This is a genomic window from Delftia sp. UME58, assembly GCF_014170385.1.
Taxonomy (GTDB): Bacteria; Pseudomonadota; Gammaproteobacteria; order Burkholderiales; family Burkholderiaceae_C; genus Comamonas; species Comamonas acidovorans.
In genome coordinates this window covers 1-19,974 of the sequence record NZ_LZZV01000013.1, presented here as the reverse complement: position 1 = coordinate 19,974, position 19,974 = coordinate 1, and the positions used below count along the sequence as shown (strand labels likewise).

Here is a 19,974-nt window from a genome sequence, read left to right as displayed (position 1 = left end):
TGATGTCATCAACCATGTCTCTCGATATCAAGCGTCGCTCGGCCACGACGACGCCTGCTCCCAGTGCGCGCGAAACGCACAGCGGCGAGGTGGCCAAGCTCATCGATGTCTCCAAGTGCATCGGGTGCAAGGCCTGCCAGACCGCCTGCATGGAGTGGAACGACCTGCGCGACGAAATCGGAACCTGCGCGGCCGGCGTCTATGACAACCCGACCGATCTGACCGATCAGTCGTGGACCGTCATGCGCTTTACCGAGTACGAGAACGAAGCGACAGGCAACCTGGAGTGGCTGATCCGCAAGGACGGCTGCATGCACTGCGAGGACCCGGGCTGTCTGAAGGCCTGCCCCTCGCCGGGCGCCATCGTGCAGTACAGCAACGGCATCGTGGACTTCCAGCAGGACCAGTGCGTGGGCTGTGGCTACTGCGTCACGGGCTGCCCGTTCAACATCCCGCGCATCTCCAAGAAGGACCACAAGGCCTACAAGTGCACGCTGTGCTCGGACCGCGTGGCCGTCGGCCGCGAGCCTGCCTGCGTCAAGACCTGCCCCACGGGCGCCATCATGTTCGGCACCAAGGAGGCGATGAAGGACCAGGCCGAGCACCGCATCGGCGACCTCAAGCGGCGCGGCTATGCCGAAGCGGGCCTGTATGACCCGCAAGGCGTGGGCGGCACCCATGTGATGTACGTGCTGCATCACGCGGACAAGCCTTCGCTGTACAAGGGCCTGCCCGACGACCCGAAGATCAGCCCCATGGTGTCCCTGTGGAAGGGCGTGGCCAAGCCGCTGGCCATGGCCGCGCTGGGCGCAGCTGCCGTCGGCAGCCTGTTCCACTACATCACCAAGGGCCCGAACGACGTGTCCAAGGAACTGGAAGACGAAATGGACCGCAAGGACCAGGAAGCCGCTGAAAAGGAGGCCCGCCGATGAAACGCAACCCACGTGACCTGGTGCGCTACAACGCATCGGAGCGTGCCAACCACTGGGTGGTCGGCATCTGCTTCATCCTGCTGGCGCTGTCGGGCCTGGCGTTCTTCCACCCGGCCTTCTTCCCGCTCACGCAGCTGTTCGGCGGCGGGCCGTGGACGCGCATCCTGCACCCCTACATCGGGGTGGTGATGGCGCTGTTCTTCATCATCATGGCGCTGCGCTTCTGGCGCCTGAACGTGGTGGAGCCGCGCGACATCGAGTGGCTCAAGAACGTCGACAAGATGATCGACGGCGACGACCATGACATGCCCGAGCAGGGCAAGTACAACGGCGGCCAGAAGCTGCTGTTCTGGGGCCTGGTCATCGGCATGCTGGCGATCACCGTGACCGGCGCGCTCATGTGGCGCGCCTGGTGGACGCTGCCCGTCAACGTGGTACGCGCCGCCTCGGTGGTGCATGCCATTGCGGGCGTGTGGATGATCGGCCTGATCATCATGCACGTCTACGCGGCCATCTGGACCCGGGGCACCATCCGCGCCATGCTGTACGGCACGGTGACGCGGGCCTGGGCCAAGCAGCACCACCGGGGGTGGTATCGCAAGATGACCGGGGACAACGACTGAGCCCCCTGAGCGGCTGCGCCGCTTCCCCCTCTCGCTTCGCGGGGGGGGGGACGGCACCCTCGGTGCGGGGCGGCCCTTCCTCGGTGCCCCTGATCTGGGGCACGCCGGTTTCATAGGCCAAGGACAATGCGGAACCCCGTGTTAGCCTTTCGCCTGAAGCCACCAGCCGCCCGGCGTCCCTGGACGCTGGGCGATTGTCTTTTTGGAACATTCCAATGCAACGCATTCTTCAACCCGGCGATATCGAGTCGCTGGACCACACCAGTTTTCCGCGCGTGCTGCTGCCGCAGTTGCCGGGGCTGTTCGTCGAGCGGGCAGCGCGGCTGCGGCAGCTGGCCGAGGGCAATCCGATTGCCGACTACCTGCGGTTCGTGGCGCAGATCGTGGACGCGCAGGCCAAGGCGGCCGGGCAGTTGACGCTGGCCGAGCCCGATGCGGCGCTGATCGCGCGGGCGCAGGAGCATTCCATGCCGCTGCTGCCTGCCGCCGACCATATCGATGACGCCTGGCATGGCGTGCTCGACCGCATGCTCGATGCCCTGTCGGGCGCCGGTGGCCTGCCGGAGCCGCTGCAGCCGCTGCTGCAGGAGCTGCGCGCGCTGGACACGGCCGGGCGTGACGAGATCGCGCAGCGGCTGCTGCAAAAGGAAGTGGCGGCCCGCCACGTGGGCATGGCGCCCTTTGTGATGGCTGCGCTGCAGGTGGTGTTTGCCACGCGCGCCAGCGGCCTGAGCGCACGCGACGTGCCCTATACCGATCCCGCCTCGATCTGCCCCGTCTGCGCCAGCGAGCCCGTGGCCAGCGTGCTGCGCATCGGCGGCAAGGCGGCAGGCCACCGCTACCTGCACTGCGGCACCTGCTGCACGGAGTGGCACATGGTGCGCGTCAAGTGCTCGCACTGCGAATCGACCAAGGGCGTCGAATACCAGGGCATCGATGGCGCCGGCGATACCGTGCTGGCCGAGACCTGCGAGGAATGCGGCAGCTATCGCAAGGTGGTCAACCAGGAAAAGGACCCGATGGCCGAGCCCCTGGCCGACGACCTGGCCTCGCTGATGCTGGACCTGCTGATGGGCGAGGAGACGCGCTTTCAGCGCGCAAGCGCCAATCCCCTGCTCTACGTGGCCTTTGCCGAGGAGCAGGACGAGGCCGGCGACGCGCTGATCGACCCTGCAACGCCTGCCTCCTGATACCGCCCGAAAGCGCCTGACGCTGAGTGACACCCGTGCCCACACCATGACCGATACCGCCGCCACCTCTGCCGCTTCCACCGCCCCGTCCGCGCTGCGCCTGCCTGCCGTGGACAAGGTGCTGCTGAGCACCGACATGCTCGCGCTGCGCGAGCGCCACGGCCTCGATGCATGCACCCAGGCCGTGCGCGAATCCCTGGCGCAGATGCGAGCCGATGCGCAGGAGCGGCTGCGGTCGGGCGAGCCCGATGCAGGCGCACCCGGCATCACTGAGGTGGTCCAGGCGGCCGGCCTGCGCCTGGCGCAGCGCTTTGCGCCCCGGCTGCGCACGGTCTTCAACCTCACGGGCACGGTGCTGCACACCAACCTGGGCCGCGCCCTGCTGCCGCAGGAGGCGGTGGACGCCGTGGTGGCTGCCATGACCGCGCCGGCCAACCTGGAGTACGACCTGGAAGACGGCGGTCGTGGCGACCGCGACGACCTGATCGAATCCCTGGTCTGCGAACTCACGGGCGCCGAGGCCTGCACCGTCGTCAACAACAACGCCGCCGCCGTGCTGCTGACCCTGGCCGAGCTGGCGGCCGGGCGCGAGGTCATCGTCTCGCGCGGCGAGCTGGTGGAGATCGGCGGGGCCTTCCGCATTCCCGACGTGATGACGCGCGCGGGCGCCACCCTGGTCGAGGTGGGCACCACCAACCGCACCCATGCGCGCGACTACGAAGGCGCTGTCGGCGAGCACACCGGCCTGCTCATGAAGGTGCATTGCAGCAACTACGCCATCACGGGCTTCACCAAGGCCGTGAGCGACGCCGAGGTGGCCGCCATTGCCCATGCGCACGGCCTGCAGATGGTGGTGGACCTGGGCAGCGGCACCCTGGTCGATCTGCGCGAATGGGGCCTGCCCTACGAGGTCACGGTGCGCGAGACCATCGAGTCGGGCGCCGACATCGTCACCTTCAGCGGCGACAAGCTGCTGGGCGGCCCGCAGGCCGGCCTGATCGTGGGCCGCAGGGACCTGATCGCCCGCATCAAGAAACACCCGCTCAAGCGCGCACTGCGCGTGAGCAAGCTCACCCTGGCCGCGCTGGAGCCCACGCTGCGCCTGTACCTGCACCCCGAAAAGCTGGCCGAGCGCCTGACCACGCTGCGCCTGTTCACTCGGCCCCAGGCCGACATGCAGGCCCGCGCGCAGGCCCTGCAGCCGCTGGTGCAGCAGGCGCTGGGCAGCCGCTACGTGGTGGAAACCGCCGAGATGAACAGCCAGATCGGCAGCGGCGCCCTGCCCGTGGAGAACCTGCCCAGCTGGGGCCTGCGCCTGCATCCGGCCGACGGTCGCCAGGCCGGCCGCCAGCTCACCCGGCTGGAGGCGGGCCTGCGCGGCCTGCCGCGCCCCGTCATCGGCCGGCTGCATGATGACGCTCTGTGGCTGGACCTGCGCTGCCTGGAGGCGGCCGACGAGCTGGCCTTCACCGAACAGCTGCCGCTGCTGCACATCGCCTGAGGACGAACGCATGATCATCGGCACCGCCGGCCACATCGACCACGGCAAGACCACCCTGGTGCGCGCGCTCACGGGCGTGGACACCGACCGCCTCAAGGAAGAGAAGGCGCGCGGCATCTCCATCGAGCTGGGCTATGCCTACACGCCGCTGCCCAATGGCGAGGTATTGGGCATCATCGACGTGCCCGGCCACGAAAAATTCGTACACACCATGGCCGCAGGCGCCGTGGGCATAGACCACGCCCTGCTGGTGGTGGCCGCCGACGACGGCGTCATGCCGCAGACGCGCGAGCACCTGGACATCCTGCGCCTGCTGGGCGTGCGCGAAGCCACCGTGGCCCTGACCAAGGCCGACCGCGCCACGCCCGAGCGGCTGCAGCAGGTGCGCGCCGAGATCGAGGCCCTGCTGGCGCCCACGGCGCTGGCCGGCGCCCCGGTCTTTCCCACCGCCGCCGCCCAGCCCGGTGATGCGGGCGTGGCGCAGCTGCGCGAGCACCTCATGGCGCGCGCCCAGTCCATTCCCGCGCGCGCCAGCGACGGGCTGTTCCGCCTGGCCGTGGACCGCAGCTTCACGCTGCCGGGCCAGGGCACCGTGGTCACGGGCACCGTGTTCGGCGGGCAGGTGAAGGTGGGCGATACGCTGGTGCATTCGGCCTCGGGCACCGAGGTGCGCGTGCGCAGCCTGCATGCCCAGAACCAGGCCAGCGAGCAGGGCCTGGCCGGACAGCGCTGCGCGCTCAACCTGTCGGGCATTGCCAAGGAAGACATCACGCGCGGCGACTGGATGGCCGACGCCCGGCTGCTGCAGGCCAGCGACCGCATCGACGTGCGCCTGCAACTGCTGGCCGATGCGCCCTCACTGGCCCAATGGACGCCTGTGCATGTGCACATCGGTACGGCGCGCTGCACGGCCCATGTGGCCCTGCTGCAGGACCAGCCGCTGGGCCCGGGCGAACAGGCCATCGTCCAACTGGTGCTGGACATGCCCGTACATGCCCAACCCGACGACCGGCTCATCGTGCGCAACGCCCAGGCCAGCCGCACCATTGCCGGTGGCAGCGTCATCGACCCCTTTGCACCCGCACGCAAGCGCCGCAGCCCCGAGCGCGCGGCCCATCTGCAGGCGCTGGAATCGCTGATTGCCACCGGGGACGCCAGCGCGCTGGTGCAAGGCGCGGCGCACGGCATTGCCACATCGCAGCTCATGCGCCTGACGGGCCGTGCATCGGTGGTCGCGGATGCCCGCCTGCACCGCCTCCCCCTGGCCGAGGGCGATACGCTGCTGCTGGGCGAGGCACGCTGGCAGCAGCTGCGCAGCCAGGTGCTGGACAGCATGGCGCGCTTTCACGAGAAAAGCCCCGACGAGCCCGGCGTGAACGCCGCACGCCTGCGCCGCATGGCGCTGTCGGGCCTGGTGCATGCAGGGCATGACGCGCTGTGGAAAGGCCTGCTGCAAGCCCTGCTGCAGGACGGCAGCCTGGCCGCCAGCGGCGCCTGGCTGCACCTGCCCGGCCACAGCGTGCAGCTGTCGGACAGTGAAAAGCAGATCGCCCAGAAACTGCTGCCCGCCATCGAGGCCGGCCGCTACGACCCGCCCTGGGTGCGCGACCTGGCCCGCGACAGCGCCACCGGCGAGGAAACCGTGCGCCAGCTGCTGCGCAAGCTCGCACGCCAGGGCCTGCTCTTTCAGGTAACCAAAGACCTGTTCTACTCCGCAGCCCGCATGGACGAACTCGCGGCCCTGGTGCGCGAACTGGCCGCCTCCACCCCCAACGCCGAAGTCCAGGCCCACGCCTTCCGCGACGCCACCGGCCTGGGCCGCAAGCGCGCCATCCAGATCCTCGAATTCTTCGACCGCATCGGCTACACCCGCCGCCTGCGCGACGCCCACCTGCTGCGCCCCGATGTGCAGTGGACCACTGGCACCACAGCAAGAATTTGAGGCAAGGGGCCGCTACAATGGCGAGCTTTGCTTCGCCACGGCGCCAGCAACCGGCGCGGCCCAAGGCGAGAGACACCGAGCAAGGGCCGCCCCGCCGCAAGGGTGTCGTCCCCCTCCCCCGCGAAGCGGGTAGAGAGGGGGAAGCGGCGTAAGCCGCTCAGGGGGAGCTTCAAGCCAGAAGGAAAGCATACGCACCCGGTGGTGCGCCCGGGCTTCAAACCCGGTCAGGGGCGTCAGCCGCTCCTGGGTAGGTTCGACTCCTGCTGCTTTCCGCCAATCCCTGCGACGCTGCTTCCAGCCAGGTTCCCGCTATTGCAAGGGAACGACGATGGCCACGCGGCGGTTCTCCGCTGCATCGCTGGGCACGACGGGCATGGCGCGGCCCAGGCCCTTGACCTCGATATCCTGGCGCGCCAGGCCGGCTTCGGCCAGTACATCGGCCACGGCCTCTGCGCGGCGCAGCGACAGGCGCATGTTGTAGGCATCGCTGCCGCGATCGTCCGTATGGCCTTCCACGCGCAGCCGCTCGATGCCCACGCCCTTGAGGGCACGGCCCAGCTCCAGCACCTTGGTGCGCGCCTGGGCGCCGACTTCGGCCGAATCAAAGCCGAACAGCAGCTTGCCCGACATCTGCAGCTCCCAGCCCTGGTCTGCCTGCGCAAAACCCTGGCTGCGCAGCAGCAGCTGCTGCTGTTCGGTCAGCCCCGGCGCCTTGGCCGGCGCCTGCGGCACCGTCTGGCAACCTGCCAGCGCAAGGGCCAGCACTGCGGCCGCACCTGCGCCGCACATCCGGATCCAGCTCCGTCGTTTCAACATTTCATCCTCCTGTGATTCGTTCGGCCTGGCGCATGGCCTTGGCCTGGTACATGGCCTGGTCTGCATGGCGCATCAGCGTCTCCATGCTCTGGCCATGCTTGGGAAAAAGGGCGACGCCCGCGCTGACCGAAGGCTGCAGCACCACGCCGTCGCCAACGACCAGGGGCTCGCGCATGGCGGCCTCTATCTTGTCCTGCACCATCTGCGCGTCGCCGCCGCCGCCGATGGGATAGAGCAGGATGGCGAATTCGTCGCCACCCAGGCGGGCGACCAGGTCGGTCTCGCGCACCTGCGAGCGCAGCCGGGCCCCCACCGCCTTGAGCAGCACATCGCCCACGGCATGGCCGTAGGCATCGTTGACCTGCTTGAAGCGGTCGTTGTCCAGAAACAGCACGGCCAGTTTCTGTCCGCTCTCCGCCGCGTTGTCCAGCGCCTGCTGCAGTCGCTGCTCGAAATGCAGCCGGTTGGCCAGCCCCGTGAGGCTGTCGCGCGAAGCCTGGCGCTCCAGCGCCGAATTCTGCTGCTGCAGCCGCTCATGGCGCGTCTGCAGCTCGGACAGCAGGGCGTTGAAGTTGTCGCCCAACTCACGCAGCTCGGCAATGCGCGCCAGCGGCACGCGCTGGTCCATGGATCGGTCATGGCGCACGGCCCTGGCCACGCGCGCCAGCTGCTGCAGCGGCTCGGCAATGTCGCGCAGCATGCGGCGCGACTGGCGCAGGCCCACATAGCCGCTGACGCCCACGCACAGCACCAGCACGATGAAACCCGCGCCCAGGAAGCGGACCAGGCCCACGCCATCGCTGGCCAACTGCACACTGCCAACCAGCCTGCCGTCCTGGCGCACATCGGCCTCGGCGCGCGGCAGGCCAATGCCCACGGCCAGCAGCTCCCCGATGCTGGACAGCGCCGAGCCACCGTGGCCAGACCACTGCACGAACGGGCGGCCCTCGGCATCGAAGACCTCGGCATGGGCCACGCCTTCGCCACGCAGCAGCTGGTCCAGCACGCGAGCGGCCTCGTCGCGGTCACCGAAGACCAGTGATGCCTCGACCGTATAGGCCAGCGAACGGGCCACCAGATGCAGGTTGTTGGACAGGTACAGGCGCAGGGTGGCCACGCCGACGATGAGCAGCAGCGCCCCCGCCAGCGCGATGGCCACCGCCGCCATGCGCAGGTGCGCGCGGCGGATCACGTTGCGCAACGAGGCATTGCCGGACAGGGACAACTTCATGGCAAGGTCCTGTGGCGCGCCAGTTGCAGCACCTTGGGATTGACACGCAGGCCGCTGCGGGCCACGGAGTCGAGGCTGACCTCGAAGCCCGCGCCCTCGCCACGGCGGCGCAGGCAGAACATGGCGCCTATGCGGCACAGCTCGCCCCGCTCGCTGATGGTCAGCAGCGGCCGCCCGGCCAGCTGCTCCATGAGCTTGCGCCAGGCAGCCTCATCGAGCTGGCCGGCATAAATTCCCTCGCATTCGAGCAGGGCGCGCGCATCGACGGGCACCACGCGCCGCACTTCCAGCCGCTGGCTTCCCACGGTCTGGGGAGCGCCATTGAGCAGGTCGTCGGCATATTCGGTGGAGCCCACCACGCACAACCGCAGCACGGGGCTTTCCGTAGGCCAGCGCGTGTAACCCAGAATGCCTACGACGGTACGCGTCACCCCCAGCTCATGCTCATCGGCCGGTGGCTCTGCATGTGCCTGCCCCACCAGCCCCGCCTGCAAGGCCAGCAGACCCACGGCCAGCCAGGCCCGGGCAGACAGGCCTTTGATCCTGCAATCCATGCCCCACCTGCGGTATGTGTGATGTATGCGATGTGTGCGAGTTGCCAACCAGGGCTCCTTGAACGGAATATCCATGCATTGCGCCACGCTGGCGCATCGAAGCATTTTTTCACATATCGCCTCCATCGGGCCGCCGGGGCCTGTCACACCGGAGCGCCCATGACGGGCCAATGCGGCAACACATCAAAGTACAGAGGCAGGCAACCGGTAGTGATAGCCGTAGAGCGCCCGGAAGCCCAGGCTTTCATACAGCCCGCGCGCCACCATGTTGGGCGCACGCACCTGCAGTTCGGCCCATTGCGCACCCTGTGTCTGCCCCCAGTGCATCAGGCCATGCACCAGCGCCCGGCCCAGTCCCTGGCCGCGCAGCGCAGGCGTGATGACGATGTCATACAGACCCACGCAGCCGCGTTCCAGGACGGCCAGGCCAAACCCGACCACCTCGTCGGCCACCCCGCCGCCTACCTTCAGCGAAGCAAATGCGGCAGGCCAGACAATGGATTGCAGCATATGGTGGTGCGCCTGCCGGTGCAGCTGCGGCACGGCGCCGGCCTCGGCAAAGCCCTGCAGCCAGGCCGAGCCTGGCTGGGCTTGCATGGCAAGGGTACAGCCCTGGTCGTTCGCTGGCGGCGCCATGTCCGTCAATGCAGCACGCATCACCAGGGAAGGGTCGGCCAGCAGGTAGCCGGCCTGCGCCAGTTGCGCATCCGCCTCGGCACTTGCCAGGGGCGAGAGGCGAAAGATGGCAGGCAGGCCCTGGCGCTCGTAGAAGGCCTCGATCTGCGGCAGCAAGGCGCCAAGGCGGGCACCGGGCTGCTGGGCATTGGCCGAGTTGGCGCGCTTGGTATGGCCCTGCGCGGCGCGCAGCAGCCAGTCCCCGCAGAGCACGGTGCGCTGGGCCGGCCAGGCGTTGAAGCCGCGCTGCTCCACGCCGACCACGGTCCCGGCATCGCAGTGGGCAGGCACGGCCGCATGAGTGAAAGACTTGGACATGCCCGCTTGTACCATGGCCACCCGCCGTGCCCGCCCATAATATGGCGCGCCGCCGCGCTGGCGGCAGGCACTCTTTCCCACTACTGCGATCGCCGCCGATCGCCGGATTGCTCCATGACCACAGACACCTCCCAAGCTCCCCGACTCACCTCGCTGTCCCATGGCGGCGGCTGCGGCTGCAAGATCGCGCCGGGCCTGCTGGCGGAGCTGATAGGCAGGAGCGCGCTGCCCAAGCAGTTCTTCCCGGACCTGCTGGTGGGCACGGAGACCGCCGACGACGCCGCCGTCTACCGCATCAATGACGAGCAGGCCATCGTGGCGACCACGGACTTCTTCATGCCCATCGTGGACGACCCGTATGACTTCGGCCGCATCGCCGCGACGAATGCGCTGTCCGACATCTACGCCATGGGCGGCCAGCCTCTGATGGCCCTGGCCATCGTGGGCATGCCCATCAATGTGCTGCCGCACGACACCATTGCCAAGATCCTGGAAGGCGGCGAATCGGTCTGCCGCGATGCCGGTATTCCGCTGGCCGGGGGCCACTCCATCGATTCGGTCGAGCCCATCTACGGTCTGGTGGGCATAGGCATCGTCAACCCGCGCCAGATGAAGCGCAATGCCGATGCCCGGGCTGGCGATGTGCTGATCCTGGGCAAGCCGCTGGGCGTGGGCATTCTGTCGGCCGCACTCAAGAAGAACCTGCTGGACGAGGCCGGCTACCGCGCCATGGTGGAAGCAACCACCCTGCTCAACCGTCCCGGAACCGCCCTGGCAAGGATCGAGGGTGTGCATGCGTTGACCGATGTCACCGGCTTCGGCCTGCTGGGCCACGGCCTGGAGCTGGCACGCGGCGCGGGTCTCACGGCACGCATCGACAGCCGCAGCCTGCCCGTGCTGCCCACGGTGCAGGGCTTTGCCGAGCAGGGCGTCATCACGGGCGCCTCGGGCCGCAACTGGGCCTCGTATGGCGCGCAGGTTGCGCTGGGCGCCGGCATCACCGATGCGCAGCGCGCGCTGCTGACCGATCCGCAGACCTCGGGCGGCCTGCTCGTGTCCTGCGCGCCGGATGTTGCCGATCAGGTGCTTGCACTGTTTGCCGAGCAGGGCTTTGGCAGTGCCGCCATCGTCGGCCGCATGGAGGCGGGCGAGCCGCGCGTCATCGTGGACTGACGGCCGGCGCATTCCAAAAGCAACGGGGGCCGAGGCCCCCGTTGCTTTTTGCACTCCCGGTGAACCGCCAGCGAACCGGCGGCCCGTCACCGGGTCACAGGTTGCTTCACTCGCTCACGGTCTGCGTCTTGTAGGCCGGGCTGGCCTGGATGGCACTGTCGGTGAACGGCAGCTTGAGCCATTGGCGTGCGCCATAGGCCTTGGTGTAGTCCACGTAGTGGGCCGAGGCAGGGTCGTCCGACAACGAGAAGGTCAGGAAGGTATGGGCCTCCACACCGGCCGACGGGAAGCTAACCACCTGCATGTAGCTGTTGCCATGCGGCTGGCCATCCATGCTGTAGCCGCCCTGCTCTATCTTGTTTTCCGAGCAGGTGATGGTGAAGTAGCCCACCTCGCCGCAGCCGCCATACAGCGCGATCTTCTCGCCGCCGCGCTGCGAGAACAGCACGGTGCCGCGCGCCGCATCCATGGCAAAGCCGCTGGCCTGCACGGCCTTCACTGCTTCGGCGAACGCCTTTTGCAGCGCCGCCTTGGCGGCGGGCTTGATGCCACGCGGCGTGTTGACGGGGTCGGCCGCATCGAAGGGCACGGCATACAGGTCGGCCGATTTGATCTGGCTGGCCACGCGCTTCCAGAACTCATCCCAGACATGGGAGCCCCTGGATGCCGCCGTGCCCGTGCCGTCCCAAGCCTGCAGCGCCGTGCAGGCAGCGGAGACGTCCACCGTTTCACCAGCCGTGGACACGGGGCCTGGACAGACCTGGGCCAATGCCTCGTCCTTGAAACGCGCGCTGTAGACACGGCTGTCCAGCACCATCTGGCGAACGATGTCGCTGGTGGCCAGCTTGCCCGGATAGCCGTCCGTGCCCGCCAGCCGCTGCAGCGCCATGGTGTGGCCCATGCGCGTGCGCAGGCTCTGGGCCGACGAAGTGGAGCCGAAGATGGCCGGATAGCCGGTCAGCGGCGCCGAGGCATTGGACAGCCAGTAGCTGTCGTTCATATTGCCCACGTAGTCGCTGCGCAGCAGATTGGGCATACGCGCGGGGCCGATGGCGCCCGCCTGCACCGAATCCGCATCCGAACTCCAGTCGCACTGGCTGCTGCCGCCGGCCAGCACCGGCACCTGGGGCAGCGCCGCGTTGATTGCGGCCGAGGCGGGCGTGGCACAGGCCTGCAATTGCGCGGGCGGCACGTTGGGCACGGCGCCTATGTCGGCATACCAGACCTGGGCATTGCCGCGCCCTGCGGCCACGGTGTTGACCCAGGGAATGGCCGACTCCTCCTTCTGGATGCGGATGAACTCGTCCAGCGACCTGGCCTGGTTCCAGCGCAGCCAGTTGCGGAAGGTGCGGTAGTTGTAGGCGTTGATGTCGCGGATGGCGAACACGCTCTGCGTGGTCCAGCCCAGCGCCGGGTCCATGGCGCCGAGGTTGACCACCGGGCCGTGCACGGTCTTGTACAGCGTGCGCGTGACCTGGTCCTGCCCGCCGGAGGCATTGCGCACGCTCACGGTGATCTTGCTGGCCTGCATGGCCTCGGTCTTGCCGTCGCGCACATAGCGGGTCGGATCATTGGGCGCCAGCTGGTACATGAACAGGCCAAAGCGCCGCGCCGTGGACACGGTGTGGCTCCAGGCAACGTCGTTGTTGAAACCGATCAGCACCATCGGAATGCCCAGGAAGCTGGCGCCACTGACGTCGATCTCGCCGGGAATCGTGAGCTGCGATTGATAGAAGCGGTCCGGCCCCTTCCAGTACCAGTGCGGATTGCCGAACAGCACGCTGCTGCCGCCGCCCGTGGCCTGCTGGCCGAAGCCGTACATGTTGCTGCCTATGCCCGTGGTGCCGCCTACCTGCAATGATGGCGCCACCACCTGGCCCGGCTTGAGCGCGGCCAGCTGCGTCGCGGCCGACCGGGCCTTCGCCGGCTTGGCCGAGGCAGTTGCTGCCGCAGCCGCTGCAGGCGGCACGGCATTGGCGATCTGGGCCACGAAATTGCTGTAGCCGCCGGCCAGATTGGCCGTGTACATGCGCCGCCAGATGTCCTGCGCGGTGATGGCCTGCACCCAGGGCTGGCCCGCGCAGGCCGCATTGGTCTTGGCCCCGGCCGGGGTCTCGCGCACCACGCGGTTGTAGCCGGCCACGAAGCCATCGACCAGTTGCCTGAGCTTGTCCGGCTGGGCCTGGATCATGGCGGCCACGGCGTCATCGGAGACGACATGGCGGAAGAAGAAGTCCGAGTCGAGATTGCGTGGCCGGTCGATGGTGCTGTCGTAGACGGCCTGGGCATCGCCGCCAAGGTAGCGCGAGCGCTCCCCGCGGTACGTCAGGAAGGAGTCGGCCATGGTGCACAGGTTGTCCTGCGCCTGGGCATAGCCTGCGCCATAGCCCAGGCCCGTCCAGTCCTTGGCCTTGATGTGCGGAATGCCCATTTCCGTGCGGCGGATCTCCGCGCTGTACTTGCTGCTGGAGCCGTCGCCCGAACCGCCGCAGGCCGCCAAGGCGGCCAGGCAAATCAATGACAGGGGCTTCCATCCACTGCGAACCGCTGGGTACATGCTTTGTCTCCTGGTGTTATGCGTACACAAAGAAAGGCCCCTGTTTGTACGGGGGCCCGCAACAGCATAGGAGGGCCGCGAGGGACTGCCTACCCGGCAGTTTCACTAGCAGATGTCAGAGACGCGACAGTGGTTGCAAAGGTTGCAGCGCACCCGTCAGGCAGCGGATTCGCCCAGCTGGCTCAGGGCCGCCGTCGTGCGCCGGTCGATCTTGCGGCTGAGCACCACCGAGGTATAGGTCTGCTGAATGCCGTCGATCAGGCCGATGCGGTCCAGCAGCGCATCGAGCTTTTCATTGCTCTCGCAGCGCACGAACACCATGTAGTCGTACTGGCCGCTGACGGCAGAGACCTCCTCGACCTCGGTGAAGCGGTTGAGCGCCTGCATGACCAACGTGGCCGTCTTGGGCTGCACGCGGATGCCGCAATACGCCCGCACGGCAGACTGCTCCACGCGCGCGCCAAGGCGCACGCCGTAGCCGGCGATCACGCCCTCTTGCTCCAGCCTGGCAATGCGCGCCACCACCGTGGTGCGCGCCAGATTCATCTGCCGGGCCAGATGCGCGGTGGAGGCGCGCGCATTGGTCTGCAGCAGACGCAGCAGCTGGCGGTCGGTTTCATCAAGACGGTATTCCATGCGGTTCCCTGGATTTCAATGGCAAGCGCCCATGGAGGCCGCCCGGATGTGGTTCAACATTTCGGCAGAGATTTCTACCATTGTGGCGATTTTATGCGTCGCACATCGTCGCTTTATCAACAGGAGTCGCACTCTTCCTGGTACCACGGTGGCTGGACTGCCTGTCCAACCCTCGCCAAGCAGCAGCCACTCGAACCGGCACCACCAGCTCTTGGGATATTCATCAGAAACAAAAGTAACTAATTACAAATTTTTGGTGCAACAGAAAGCAGGGACCACACAGGGCCCTGACTGCGGAATCACATGAATCTTTAGCATGCACTCCATCTTTCCTTCGAAAAAGCTGCGCGGGGCGCGCCGCAGCCACTTGCGCAGTGCTGACCGGGCGCACCGTCGCCTGCGAAGCGCCTTCATCGCGTGCTGTATGCAAGATGGATCAGTACTTGCAAATACATGCATTTCCGCTAGATTGGCCCTGCAGGCGTAAATCTTGTGTACTCAAGTTACCCCCGCGCCTCTTGTCTGATCTGCCCCGAGGAGGATTTCCTGTTCCCGCTGCCCGCCGGGCCGCTCGTTCACCACCATGACAAGGGCATGGCCGCCATGCCCGACGAACGCGCGAAGAGCCCGGTGCCTCCATTTCGGTCTCCACAGGGGAGACATATGCCACATCGCGCCGTATCCGGAGATCCGTGGAGCCTTCCACAAGCTGCAACGCCCTGGCGGGACAGCTTTGTGCTGGGCGGGGTGCTGTTCCTGTGCTCGGCCGTGGCGCTGGGCCTGCGCTCTCCGGGACATCTATCGTCTCTGTGGCTGTCCAACGCCCTGCTGCTGGGCTGGATGCTTCGCAGCCCTGCCTACAGCCATAGACATGGCTGGACGGCCGCCGCCATTGCCATGGCGCTGGCCGAATGGCTTTCTGGCAGCCCGCTGGACCAGACCCTGTGGCTGACCTTTGCCGACCTGGCCGCCGTGGCCTGCGGCTGGGTGATGATGCGGCGCCTGCCGCAGCGGGTGCAGCAGATGCGCTCCCCTTCCTCGGTGCTGCATCTGGTGATGTGCAGTCTGCTGGTGAGCGTGGTCGGGGCCGTGCTGGGCTCGGCAGGCATGCACCATCTCATGCATTGGCCCTGGCAGCCCATGATGGCCATGTGGTTCAGCAGCGAGTTGATGCACATGACCCTGTTGCTGCCTGTGCTGCTGAGCCTTCCGGAAAAGCTGGAGCCGCTGTCCTGGCGCAACCAGCCAATCAAACAAACTGCGCAGGCCTTGCTGCCGCTGCTGGCCCTGGCGATTTCCGAAGCCATTGCCATCTACCTGGGCGGGCCAGGCGCGCTGTCGCTCACCATGCCGGCCATGCTGCTGTGCGCCATGCGCTACCGGCTGTTCGTGGTCGCCCTGCTCAATCTAGTGAGCTGTGCCATCAAGCTGGCCACGTTTTCCAATGTGTTGTTCAGCTCGCCCGGCACAGAGCTGGAGACCACGTTCTCCTTTCGCCTGGGCCTGGCCATGCTGTCGATTGGCCCGCTGGCCGTGGCCTGCACGCTCATGGCCTTCAAGGACATGCTCAGCAAACTTCGCCATGCGGTGAACCACGATGCGCTGACCGGACTGCTGGCACGCACCAGCTTTCTGGAGCGCGCACAGCGCACGCTCGAGCGCCTGCAGCGCGAGCGCCAGTCGGGCGCCATGCTGATGCTCGACCTGGACCACTTCAAGCACATCAACGACCGCCATGGCCATGCCGCTGGCGACCGGGTACTGCAGGAGATATCGGCCCGCCTGTCGCAGGCGCTGCGCCCGCATGAACTCATAGGCCGCCTGGGCGGCGAGGAGTTTGCGGTACTGCTGCCCGGTGCCGACTGCGTCACGGCCAGCGCCGTGGCCCAGCGGCTGTGCGAGGCCACGCGCGAAATTCGCATCGACATGAGCGATGGCGCAGCCATCTGCCCCACGCTGAGCATTGGCATAGGCTGCACGAACATGGCCTGCCCTCCGCTGGGTTTGAGTGCCTTGCTACGCATGGCCGATACGGCGCTGTACCAGGCCAAGGCCAGCGGCCGCGACCGCTACTTCGTGGCCGGAGAGCGGCCGGGCGAGACTGACGCACCGGCCTTCGCCTGCGAGCATCCGGGCGGCGCCAAGGCGGCCTGACCGCCCGGCCCGCCTTGGCGCCGCCCGCGCTCAGCGCAGGCGGCGCATGCCGCTTCCTGCGCTGCCTGCACTCGCCTCTTCGAGCTTGAAGCCCGCCACCGCCTGGGCCAGCTGCACGGCCTGTTGCTGCAGCGACTGCGCTGCGGCTGTGACCTCTTCCACCAGGGCGGCGTTCTGCTGCGTGACCTGGTCCATCTGGCCGATGGCGCTGCCCACCTCGGCAATGCCACGGCTTTGCTCCTGGCTGGCGTTGCTGATCTCGGCCACCAGCGTGCTGAGCTTGCGCACGCCGTCCACGGCCTGGTCGATGGTGGTGCCCGCATTGCGCACCAGGCGGCTGCCCGTGTCGATCTGGCCCACGGAATCATCGATGAGCGCCTTGATCTCCCTGGCTGCCGTGGCGCTGCGTTGCGCCAGCGTGCGCACCTCGCTGGCGACCACGGCAAAGCCCCGACCCTGCTCGCCGGCGCGCGCCGCTTCCACCGCCGCGTTCAGCGCGAGGATGTTGGTCTGGAAGGCAATGGAGTCGATCACGCCGATGATGCTTTCGATCTTGCGTGCCGAAGCCTCGATGCCCCCCATGGTCTGCACCACCTGGCCCACGGCCTCTCCGCCCTGCGTGGCGATCTGCGAGGCGCTGGTGGCCAGCTCGCTGGCCTGGCGGGCATTGGCCGCGTTCTGCTGCACGGTTGCCGTGATCTGCTCCATGGCGGCTGCCGTCTGCTCCAGCGAGCTGGCCTGCTGCTCGGTGCGTGACGACAGGTCCTGGTTGCCGCCCGCAATCTCTGCCGACGCCATGCGCACCGATTCCGACGACTCGCGAATGCGCAGCAGCACCGTGGCGATCTTGTCCACGAACTGGTTGAAGGACTGGCCGATCTGCGCCAGCTCATCCCGGCCGGCAGAGGTGAGGCGGCGGGTCAGATCACCCTCGCCCGAGGCGATGTCCTGCAGTGCATCGCGCGCCACGGCCAGTCGGTTGAGCATGCGGCGCAGCGCCACGGTCAGCAGCACCGCTGCGCCCAGCACGGACAGCACGGTGATGAGGGCGGCCACCTGCAGCAGCGCACGCACCGAATGCGTGGCCTGAGCGCGGTCGATCACCACGGCCAGCGTCCAGGGCGTGCCCTCGACCTTGGCGGCGTAGACCATCTGCGGCTCACCATCGAGCACCAGATCGGCGCGGCCGCCCTGCTCGGCCAGGCGCTTGATCAGCGCGGCATCGAGTTCAGGCGCAATCGCCGAAGCCGGCTTGAGCGCCAGCTCGGGCTTGGCGTAGGCCAGCAGGCGGCCTTCGCCATCAATCAGAAAGGCAAAGCTCTTTTCCTGGGGACGGATGGCGGCCACTTTCCTGGACATTGCGGCCAACCGCACATCAGTGCCGACAACGGCCGTGATGGCACCCGAGGCACCGACCGGATCGACAAAGCTGATGGTCAACTCGCCGGTGCTGGCATCGACATAGGCCGGCGTCACGCCCGGCCGGCCTTCGCGCACGGCCTGCTTGAACCAGTCGCGCTGGGTGCCGTCGTAGTTCGCCGGCATGGGATGGGTGAACACGGCGCGCTTGTCGGCATGGACGAAATAGGCGTCATCGAAGCCGCCAGCCTGCTGGCCTGCAAGCAGGAAAGGGATGGGGTCCGGCTGTTCCACCGCCTTCTTCAGTGAGCCGGTGATGCGCTGCTTGTCCTGAACCCAATCGGTCAGCGTGGATGCATGGGCCTGCGTGAGCTGGCCGATGTTTTCGTCGATATCGGACAGCGTGCTGCCGCGCGCCGTCCAGAAGGTGGCCATGGACAGCGCGAACAGCGCGGCCACGGTGATTGCTACGCAGATGAGGATCAGGCGGGCACGAAGTGTTTGAAACATGATGCGTAGTGAAGGCAAAACGAGGGCTGTGAATGCCCACCGAGCCTATCCGAGACGCATCGGCCGCCAGAGCTCGAAGAGTGCGTACTTGCCCTTGTAATTGCCCGCTTCTCCCGGTGAAGAAGCCCGCTGGCTAGTGCCTTCGTGCAGGCACTGCATTGCTGGCAGCGCCACCCAAGCCGCAACCGTAAGCTTTTTGCAAGAACTGGTCACAAGCTTGAAAGATGCGTGCTATAGTGTCAATTTGTAACACAGATATTGTCCGCCCTGCCTGCTGGACTTCTCTGTCGCAAACGCCAGAGCCTTGCTTCCAGGACCCTGCCGTTTGCGCCGCGCACCCTGTGTTTTTCCCTCCCTCATATTTTTGGGGTGCACCACGCGGCCTTTTCTTCCCCTGCATGGACCGCCATTGATCGAGAGCGGCCCCCCACCGGGGGCCGGCAGGGAGCCGGACAAGAAAGTGTTTCACCTTGATACAAAAATGCCGATAAGAAGGCAGATCTGTCACTCAAGGGAAGAGAAACATGAAGCGATGCATCATCAAAGTGGCCGGCGCCTGCTACACAGCCCTGTTCCCCAGCACCTGCGCCGCTGTGGCAGACGCGATGGCCCGGTTTCCATACGCCACAAAAATCAGCGTCCGACTCGCCTAGACTCAGGCAAGATGGGAACCTGTTCTCAAACAGGTTTCAGGCAATACGCCTGTCGTCGTCCGGGTGTTGCGCGGCAGTGTAGGCTCACTTTGCCAAAAGTCTCGTAAGATTCCTTTATATTGGCAGATCAACATCCATTGATATACATGACTACCGACTACAAGACACTGCTGCAGCAGAAAGCCCATCTCGAAGCCCAGATCGCCGAAGTGCTCAAGACCGAGAAGTCCGGAGCCGTTGCCCAGGTGCGCACCATCATTGACCAGTACGGATTGACCGAGGCCGACGTCTTCCCTTCGTCCAAAGCCAAGGCTGGTGGCGGTTTCCGCGTGGTAGGCATCCCCAAGTACCGCGACCCGGCCACGGGCGCGACCTGGACCGGCCGTGGCAAGCAGCCCCGCTGGATCGAAGGCAAGGACCGCACTCCCTTCGCCATATGATGTCCGGCGCAACCCGCCCCCTGGCAGCCACCAAGCCGCGACAGAGCCCGCCAAGTGCGGGCTTTTTGCCGCCAGGAGTAACGGGTTAACCCTATTGCTCAGAAGTTACAAATTCTTCAATGTAGTGCTGATGCGTAAGCCGACGGGTGCCGGCATGTTTCGGTACCCGAGCAATCACAACAAGGGAAACGGCAGGTATCACACAGGGAACCGTCCTACAACCCTGCTCTCCAAAATCATGTCAGCCACGCCTTTGCGGCAAGCGCAGGCCATGTGGATGCAACCACGCAGCAGCAAAGTCCAGGTGGCCACTGGAGCGATCCGCAGACACCACGAACCATTTTCCAGCCGGGCCAGGGAGACTATCTCCTCCCTCCCCTCTCACTGACTTACCCTGGCAGGCCCGCAAGGGCACCGGCTTTTTTCTTCAAGGACCGCCCTCGGGCGGTCCTTTTTTCTGCGTGTGACCCGTCCTGACCTGGGTTGACACCTTTTCCTCTCAGAAAAGGCAAGTCAATGGAATCAAGGGTCAAACGCACGCAGCGGGACTACACGCTGGCTTTTAAGCTGTCGGTGGTCGATCAGGTGGAAAAAGGCGATCTCACGTACAAACAGGCCCAGGAGCGCTACGGCATCCAGGGCCGTTCGACCGTGTTGGTGTGGCTGCGCAAGCATGGTCGCCAAAACTGGAGTTCGGCATCATCCGGGCT

General features: G+C 66.7%; 15 protein-coding genes, 1 tRNA gene and 1 pseudogene. 10 read left to right on the top strand and 7 right to left on the bottom strand.

Annotated elements, in window-relative coordinates; genetic code table 11:
- Window positions 1-2: 2 nt before the first annotated feature.
- The 6 genes from fdxH to A9976_RS03575 all read left to right on the top strand — a co-directional run bounded on the left by fdxH (window position 3) and on the right by A9976_RS03575 (window position 6,464).
- Window positions 3-932 (top strand): formate dehydrogenase subunit beta, encoded by a 930-nt coding sequence (gene fdxH / locus A9976_RS03600; protein WP_012205325.1) that lies wholly within the window; start codon window positions 3-5, stop codon window positions 930-932.
- Window positions 929-1,555, top strand: coding sequence for a formate dehydrogenase subunit gamma (locus A9976_RS03595; RefSeq protein ID WP_183017848.1), 627 nt, complete (start codon window positions 929-931; stop codon window positions 1,553-1,555). The genes fdxH and A9976_RS03595 overlap by 4 nt, the downstream gene beginning before the upstream one ends.
- Window positions 1,556-1,770: 215 nt before the next feature.
- Window positions 1,771-2,745, top strand: a complete 975-nt coding sequence (gene fdhE / locus A9976_RS03590; protein ID WP_183017847.1) for a formate dehydrogenase accessory protein FdhE — start codon at window positions 1,771-1,773, stop codon at window positions 2,743-2,745.
- Window positions 2,746-2,791: 46 nt separating this feature from the next.
- Window positions 2,792-4,246 (top strand): L-seryl-tRNA(Sec) selenium transferase, encoded by a 1,455-nt coding sequence (gene selA / locus A9976_RS03585; RefSeq protein ID WP_183017846.1) that lies wholly within the window; start codon window positions 2,792-2,794, stop codon window positions 4,244-4,246.
- Between the two features lie 10 nt (window positions 4,247-4,256).
- Window positions 4,257-6,188, top strand: coding sequence for a selenocysteine-specific translation elongation factor (gene selB, locus A9976_RS03580; protein ID WP_183017845.1), 1,932 nt, complete (start codon window positions 4,257-4,259; stop codon window positions 6,186-6,188).
- A 180-nt stretch (window positions 6,189-6,368) separates the two neighbouring features.
- Window positions 6,369-6,464: transfer RNA gene (locus A9976_RS03575), tRNA-Sec, on the top strand.
- 33 nt (window positions 6,465-6,497) lie between these two features.
- Here the strand turns inward: A9976_RS03575 and A9976_RS03570 are convergent.
- The 4 genes from A9976_RS03570 to A9976_RS03555 form a co-directional block, all read right to left on the bottom strand.
- Entirely contained in the window at window positions 6,498-7,004 is a 507-nt protein-coding gene (locus tag A9976_RS03570) for an OmpA family protein (protein WP_183017844.1), read from the bottom strand.
- A 1-nt stretch (window position 7,005) separates the two neighbouring features.
- On the bottom strand, window positions 7,006-8,235 hold the full coding sequence (locus tag A9976_RS03565; RefSeq protein ID WP_183017843.1) for a sensor domain-containing diguanylate cyclase: 1,230 nt from the start codon (window positions 8,233-8,235) through the stop codon (window positions 7,006-7,008).
- The gene (locus A9976_RS03560) at window positions 8,232-8,789 is read right to left on the bottom strand and encodes a YfiR family protein (RefSeq protein ID WP_183017842.1); all 558 of its coding nucleotides are present in this window, start codon (window positions 8,787-8,789) and stop codon (window positions 8,232-8,234) included. Before A9976_RS03560 ends, A9976_RS03565 begins: the two co-directional genes overlap by 4 nt.
- Window positions 8,790-8,972: 183 nt before the next feature.
- Window positions 8,973-9,797, bottom strand: a complete 825-nt coding sequence (locus A9976_RS03555) for a GNAT family N-acetyltransferase (RefSeq protein WP_183017841.1) — start codon at window positions 9,795-9,797, stop codon at window positions 8,973-8,975.
- 99 nt (window positions 9,798-9,896) lie between these two features.
- On the opposite strand from A9976_RS03555, the gene selD reads away from it, so the two are divergent.
- Window positions 9,897-10,955 (top strand): selenide, water dikinase SelD, encoded by a 1,059-nt coding sequence (selD, locus tag A9976_RS03550; protein ID WP_183017840.1) that lies wholly within the window; start codon window positions 9,897-9,899, stop codon window positions 10,953-10,955.
- A gap of 106 nt (window positions 10,956-11,061) precedes the next feature.
- Here the strand turns inward: selD and A9976_RS03545 are convergent, their stop codons facing one another.
- Both A9976_RS03545 and A9976_RS03540 read right to left on the bottom strand, forming a co-directional pair.
- The gene (locus tag A9976_RS03545) at window positions 11,062-13,512 is read right to left on the bottom strand and encodes a penicillin acylase family protein (RefSeq protein WP_183017839.1); all 2,451 of its coding nucleotides are present in this window, start codon (window positions 13,510-13,512) and stop codon (window positions 11,062-11,064) included.
- Window positions 13,513-13,668: 156 nt separating this feature from the next.
- Window positions 13,669-14,148 carry an Lrp/AsnC family transcriptional regulator gene (locus A9976_RS03540; protein WP_183017838.1) on the bottom strand — a complete coding sequence of 160 codons (480 nt, stop codon included), beginning with the start codon at window positions 14,146-14,148 and terminating at the stop codon, window positions 13,669-13,671.
- Window positions 14,149-14,811: 663 nt separating this feature from the next.
- Here A9976_RS03540 and A9976_RS03535 point away from each other — a divergent pair.
- Window positions 14,812-16,302, top strand: coding sequence for a diguanylate cyclase (locus tag A9976_RS03535; protein WP_183017837.1), 1,491 nt, complete (start codon window positions 14,812-14,814; stop codon window positions 16,300-16,302).
- A gap of 30 nt (window positions 16,303-16,332) precedes the next feature.
- Here A9976_RS03535 and A9976_RS03530 read toward each other — a convergent pair whose 3' ends face one another.
- Window positions 16,333-18,171, bottom strand: coding sequence for a methyl-accepting chemotaxis protein (locus tag A9976_RS03530; protein WP_183017836.1), 1,839 nt, complete (start codon window positions 18,169-18,171; stop codon window positions 16,333-16,335).
- Between the two features lie 799 nt (window positions 18,172-18,970).
- On the opposite strand from A9976_RS03530, the gene A9976_RS03525 reads away from it, so the two are divergent.
- Both A9976_RS03525 and A9976_RS03520 read left to right on the top strand, forming a co-directional pair.
- Window positions 18,971-19,264 (top strand): H-NS family nucleoid-associated regulatory protein, encoded by a 294-nt coding sequence (locus A9976_RS03525; protein WP_183017835.1) that lies wholly within the window; start codon window positions 18,971-18,973, stop codon window positions 19,262-19,264.
- A 516-nt stretch (window positions 19,265-19,780) separates the two neighbouring features.
- A pseudogene (locus A9976_RS03520) lies at window positions 19,781-19,974 on the top strand (helix-turn-helix domain-containing protein); the annotation flags it as partial.

Coding starts and splice junctions, on each gene's coding strand:
- fdxH (WP_012205325.1), top strand. CDS start 3: ATGTCATCAACCATGTCTCTCGATATCAAGCGTCGCTCGGCCACGACG.
- A9976_RS03595 (WP_183017848.1), top strand. CDS start 929: ATGAAACGCAACCCACGTGACCTGGTGCGCTACAACGCATCGGAGCGT.
- fdhE (WP_183017847.1), top strand. CDS start 1,771: ATGCAACGCATTCTTCAACCCGGCGATATCGAGTCGCTGGACCACACC.
- selA (WP_183017846.1), top strand. CDS start 2,792: ATGACCGATACCGCCGCCACCTCTGCCGCTTCCACCGCCCCGTCCGCG.
- selB (WP_183017845.1), top strand. CDS start 4,257: ATGATCATCGGCACCGCCGGCCACATCGACCACGGCAAGACCACCCTG.
- A9976_RS03570 (WP_183017844.1), bottom strand. CDS start 7,004: ATGTTGAAACGACGGAGCTGGATCCGGATGTGCGGCGCAGGTGCGGCC.
- A9976_RS03565 (WP_183017843.1), bottom strand. CDS start 8,235: ATGAAGTTGTCCCTGTCCGGCAATGCCTCGTTGCGCAACGTGATCCGC.
- A9976_RS03560 (WP_183017842.1), bottom strand. CDS start 8,789: ATGGATTGCAGGATCAAAGGCCTGTCTGCCCGGGCCTGGCTGGCCGTG.
- A9976_RS03555 (WP_183017841.1), bottom strand. CDS start 9,797: ATGGTACAAGCGGGCATGTCCAAGTCTTTCACTCATGCGGCCGTGCCT.
- selD (WP_183017840.1), top strand. CDS start 9,897: ATGACCACAGACACCTCCCAAGCTCCCCGACTCACCTCGCTGTCCCAT.
- A9976_RS03545 (WP_183017839.1), bottom strand. CDS start 13,512: ATGTACCCAGCGGTTCGCAGTGGATGGAAGCCCCTGTCATTGATTTGC.
- A9976_RS03540 (WP_183017838.1), bottom strand. CDS start 14,148: ATGGAATACCGTCTTGATGAAACCGACCGCCAGCTGCTGCGTCTGCTG.
- A9976_RS03535 (WP_183017837.1), top strand. CDS start 14,812: ATGCCACATCGCGCCGTATCCGGAGATCCGTGGAGCCTTCCACAAGCT.
- A9976_RS03530 (WP_183017836.1), bottom strand. CDS start 18,171: ATGTTTCAAACACTTCGTGCCCGCCTGATCCTCATCTGCGTAGCAATC.
- A9976_RS03525 (WP_183017835.1), top strand. CDS start 18,971: ATGACTACCGACTACAAGACACTGCTGCAGCAGAAAGCCCATCTCGAA.